The 242-nt window shown below is 40.1% G+C and carries 1 pseudogene; it reads left to right on the forward strand.

Annotated features, from left to right (window positions below):
• Positions 1–242: pseudogene (locus tag AC6UC9_RS07045) on the forward strand (hypothetical protein); the annotation flags it as partial.

A 242-nucleotide genomic window follows, 5' to 3' on the forward strand; every position in this document is an offset into this window, starting at 1 on the left:
CCGTGCTGTCTAGCATGAATCAACCGCAGGACGCAGCCCAAAAAAAGGTAAGCCAATATATCGTGTTCACTGATTTTAAATTCGATGAGCAAAAGCAAAAAACAAATTCAATTTACGTTTATACGCCTTTTGAAAATGTTGATAAATATGGCCATTCCAAAGCGGATTATCAGTCACAACTTTTGTTTGAAACCAATCGTTGGGATAACGGCATGCACATCACTGTCTTGGAGACCCTTGGG

The organism is Fructilactobacillus sp. X7R4C1 (assembly GCF_059901115.1).